This is a genomic window from Streptomyces sp. (assembly GCF_036524955.1).
Lineage (GTDB): Bacteria > Actinomycetota > Actinomycetes > Streptomycetales > Streptomycetaceae > Actinacidiphila.
Genome location: NZ_DATDBG010000326.1, coordinates 1 through 4,405, shown reverse-complemented (window position 1 = coordinate 4,405; position 4,405 = coordinate 1). Strand labels below are relative to the sequence as shown.

The 4,405-nt window shown below is 75.9% G+C and carries 4 protein-coding genes; 2 read left to right on the top strand and 2 right to left on the bottom strand.

The genetic code is table 11. The features are described from left to right. Positions 1 to 2,193, bottom strand: a 2,193-nt coding sequence (locus VIW71_RS25740) for an FAD-binding and (Fe-S)-binding domain-containing protein (protein WP_331625031.1), incomplete at its 3' end; no start/stop codon positions are given. Between the two features lie 299 nt (positions 2,194 to 2,492). Here VIW71_RS25740 and VIW71_RS25735 point away from each other — a divergent pair. Both VIW71_RS25735 and VIW71_RS25730 read left to right on the top strand, forming a co-directional pair. Further along, entirely contained in the window at positions 2,493 to 3,224 is a 732-nt protein-coding gene (locus tag VIW71_RS25735; protein WP_331625030.1) for a GAF and ANTAR domain-containing protein, read from the top strand. A 175-nt stretch (positions 3,225 to 3,399) separates the two neighbouring features. Then, positions 3,400 to 3,633 carry a hypothetical protein gene (locus VIW71_RS25730; RefSeq protein WP_331625029.1) on the top strand — a complete coding sequence of 78 codons (234 nt, stop codon included), beginning with the start codon at positions 3,400 to 3,402 and terminating at the stop codon, positions 3,631 to 3,633. Positions 3,634 to 3,890: 257 nt separating this feature from the next. Here VIW71_RS25730 and VIW71_RS25725 read toward each other — a convergent pair. Continuing rightward, positions 3,891 to 4,405, bottom strand: a 515-nt coding sequence (locus VIW71_RS25725; RefSeq protein WP_331625028.1) for a class F sortase, incomplete at its 5' end; no start/stop codon positions are given.

The following is a 4,405-nucleotide window of genomic DNA, read 5'->3' as shown; positions in this document are numbered from 1 at the left end:
CTGCCGGGTGGCGGGCAGGCAGGGGGCCGCGCCCGGGAGCTCGGGCAGCCACCGCGGTATCTGTCCGGGGCGGGGGACGTCGCGGGCCGGCGCCGCGGTCGCGGTCGGCGGCCGGTCACCGGCCAGGCGGCGTACCGAGTCGGCGGCGGCCAGCGCGGCGCGGACGGCGCGTTCCGCGGTGCGCCCGTGGGTGGCGAGCAAGGCGGCCGCGCGCTCCTCGGCGCGCGAGTGGCGGGCCCGCCGCAAGTCCCTCATCAGCGCGCCGGTGTCGATGCCGACCGGGCAGGCGGTGGCGCACAGCGCGTCGCCGGCGCAGGTGTCGACGGCGTCGTGTCCGTACGCCGCCAGCAGCTCGCGCAGTACCGGCGAGTCCGCACCCTGCCGCGCCATCTCGCGGCGCAGCACGATCCGCTGCCGGGGTGTGGTCGTCAGGTCACGGCTGGGGCAGACGGGTTCGCACAGGCCGCACTCGATGCACGGGTCGGCGGCGGCCTCGATCGCGGGGACGGTCTTCAGGCCGCGCAGGTGGCCGCGCGGGTCCTGGTCGAGGACGACGCCGGGGGCGAGGATGCCGTCCGGGTCGAGGAGGCGCTTGATCCGCCACATCAGGGCGGTGGCCCGAGGGCCCCACTCCAGTGCCAGGAAGGGCGCCATGGCCCGGCCGGTGCCGTGCTCGGCGTTGACGGAGCCGTCGAACCGCTCGGTCACGGTGTGGCAGACGTCGTCCGTGAAGGCGGCGTAACGCTCGACGTCCGCGGGCTGCGCCGGGTCGAGTGCGAGGACGAAGTGGAGGGTGCCGTGGGCGGCGCGGCCGGCGACGGCGGTGGCGAAACCGTGCCGTTCCTGGAGTGCCAGGAGTACCGCGCAGGCCTCGGCGAGGCGGGCGGGCGGCACCGCGAAGTCCCCGGTGACCAGGGTGGTCCCCGGCGGGCGGGCCCCGCCGACCGCCGTGACGAACGCCTCGCGCGCCCGCCACAGCGCGGCGATCCGTACCGGGTCGCGGGTGAAGCCGTTGTCCGCCGACGGCACCGGGGTGACCAGGCCGAGGTCGTCGCTGATCCGGCGGGCGACCCGCTCGTACGCCGCCAGTTCGATGCCGTCCGCGGCCCGGAACTCCACCAGCAGCGCGGCGCACTCGGCGGGCAGCTCCGCCCACTCCGGTGACGCCCCGGGCACGCTCGCGCAGGCCCGCAGCACATGGCCGTCCATCAGCTCGACGGCCGCCGCACCGGCCTGGGCGAACCGCGGTACGGCCGCCGCGGCGGCGGGCAGCGACGGGAAGAACAGCAGCGCGGTACCGGCCGCGGAGCGCAGCGGCAGGGTCTCGAAGACGGCCTCGGAGACGAAGCCGAGCGTGCCCTGCGAGCCGATCAGCAGACCGCGCAGGATCTGTGCGGGGCTCTCGGCGTCGAGGAAGGCGTCCAGCCGGTAGCCGCTGGTGTTCTTGATCGCGTACTTCGCGCGGATGCGGGCGGTCAGTTCGCGGTCGGCCTCGATCTCGTCGCGCAGGTCCAGCAGCCCCTGGCACAGCTCGGGCTCGGCCGCGGCGAGGGCGGCGTCCGCGTCGGGGTCGCCGGTGTCCACGACGGTGCCGGAGGGCAGCACGACGGTCAGCGAGGTGACCGTGCGATACGCGTCGCGGACGGTGCCGGCCGCCGTGCCGGAGGCGTTGGTGGCGAGCACCCCGCCGACGGTGGCCGCGGTGGCGCTCGCCGGGTCTGGGCCGAGCGTCCTGCCGTACCGGGCCAGCGTGGCGTTGGCCCGGGCCAGTACGGTGCCGGGCAGGACACGGGCCCGCGCGCCGCCCGCCTCGACCTCGACGCCGCTGAAGTGGCGGCGCACGTCCACCAGGACGTCCTCGCCCTGCGCCTGCCCGTTGAGGCTGGTCCCGCCCGCCCGGAACACCAGGTTCCGCCGCTGCTTCCGGGCGTACCGCATCAGCTTGACCACGTCCTGCTCGCTCTCGGCGACCACGACGGCCTGCGGCACGAAGCGGTACGGGCTCGCGTCCGAGGCGTACCGCACAAGGTCGGAGATCCCGCCGAGCACTTTGCGCGCGCCGAGCAGTGCGGTGAGCTCGGCCCGCAGTGCGGACGGGGTGCCGCCGGCCCGCGCCGGCGCGACCCGGTCGGCGGCCGGTTCGGCCGGCGGGTCCGGGCGGAGGGCTTCCGCTGTCGGCTCACGCACGGGCATCCGGACCTCCTCCACGGGGATCACACCGTTTGCCAAGATATGCCGGACTTCGCGGGACCGCGCGACGCGACCGGGGTACGCGACCGGCGGCCCCGGTGCGGGACCGGCACGCCACCGGTGCGGGACCGGCGCGGCCCGGTGCGCGGTCGGCCCGGCTGGTGCGCGCCCCGGCCCGGGTGGGCGGGGCCGGTTCCGCGGTTCCGGTGATGATCCGCCTGACGGTTGAGGCGAACCGGCCGGGCGGCCGTAATACTCGGTGTCAACCAGACGACAGGGTGCCGCGATTGAGGGGGATCGGCGTGACCGGTGAGGCGGGGGCACGGTTGCTGGGTGCGTGCGTGGCGCTCGCGGACACACTGGAGGAGGAGGTGGAGGCCGCGGGCGTGCTGGAGCTCCTCACGCGGCTGTGCGTGGAACTGGTCGGGGTCCAGGCCGCCACCCTGCTGCTCGCCGACGACAACGGTGCGCTACAGGTGGCGGCGGCGTCCGGCGAGCACGCCGCCCGCCTGCTGGGCCCGACCGAGCGGACCTCCGGCGAGTGCCCCGGCCTGGACTGCTATCGCGACGGCGCCCCCGTCACCGCGCCCGACCTCGGCCGTAACGGCGTCCGCTGGCCCGTCTTCGCCCACCACGCCCTGCACCACGGCTACGCCGCCGCCTTCGCCCTCCCGTTACGCCGCCAGGAGGAGGTCATCGGAGCGCTCACCCTCTTCCGCACCGCCCCGGGCCCCCTTTCCGCCGACGCGTCCGCCCTCGCGCAAGCCCTCGCCGACGCCACCACCGTCGGCGTCCTCCAACGCCGCGCCCGCCACCGCCACGAACTGCTGTCCGCGCAGCTCCAGTCCGCCCTCCGCAGCCGCATCCTCGTCGAACAGGCCAAGGGCGCCCTCGCCGAACGCTGGAACATCCCCGCCGACGACGCCTTCACCATCCTGCGCCACCACGCCCGCACCCGCCGCACCCGTCTGTCCGACCTCGCCCAGGGCGTCATCGACCGCACCGTGGAGCTCCCCCGCGAGGTGCCGCGCTAGGACTGTCCGACCAGTCCCTCCTGTGCCGCGGCGCCCGGCACGCACGTCCCCGGCTCACCCTGGAAGGTGGCCGACTGCCCTGCCGGGATCGCCGGGCAGGCCCCCTACGAGGACGGCCCGGCGCCTGATGCCGGCCCTGCTCGTCTGGGTCGGGACGACGTTCATCCTGCCGGGCATGGCTCGCACCGGTGGCGCCCTGGCTGGGGCGCTGGCGTGCTGGGCCTTCCTGGCCGCAGGCGCTGCATGGGACAGACTGCCTCTTCCCGGAGAGGTCCCGCAGCGGGCCCCACCCGGCTGCGGGACGACCATCACCGATCGGATCACCCGGTGGCGCGACGCCGACGCGCCCCCCGCCGCGCGGCTGACGCTGCACGTCGGACCGGACGGACAGGACATCACCTGGCGGTGACCACGACCCACCCATGCCCCCTAGGACCGCCCCTGCCGTCCTCGTTCCCCCGAGTCCGGCGGCGGGTGTTACGGCCTGCTGACCGGTTACCGTCGCGCGTACGGACGTACGCGTCACGCGACTCTCGCCGTGCGATCCGGGGGTGCCCGCGGACGGAGGCCGGGAGAGCACGGACACGGCGGGCCCCGCCTTCCTGGCGGACGGCGCTGTGCGGCGGACAGCCCGGACGAGCGGAACCGCACGGGTCAGCAGAGGGGTCAGGAGGGGCGGGAACCGGTCAGGGTCGCGTAGACCACGACGTTCGCCGAGTAGGCCTGGGCGGTGGGGTCGAAGGAACCGCCGCAGGTGATGAGGCGGAGGTCGGGGCGGCCCGTCGGGTCGGGGCCGTAGACGCGGTCGGGGTCGAACTCGTCCTTGAGGACCGTCTCGACCGCTTCCACGGAGAACCGGGCGACCGTGCCGTCGGTGCGGGTCACGTCGATCGGGGCGCCGCGGCGTACCGCGCCGAGGTGGTAGAAGACGGCCGGGCCGGTCTTCGTGTCGACGTGACCCACGATCAGGGCGGCGCCCGGAGACCCGGGGGCGGGGCCGTCGCGGTACCAGCCCGCGACCTCGGGGGTGTCGTAGGGGGGCGGGTCGACCGTACCGTCGCGCAGGCCGCGGCCGACGACCTGGGCGTGCAGCCCGATCGAGGCGATGTCGACGCGTACCGGCTCGGCGGCGGGCAGCGGGGCGTGCGGCGCGTACAGCGGCGACGGCCGGCCGGCGGGGG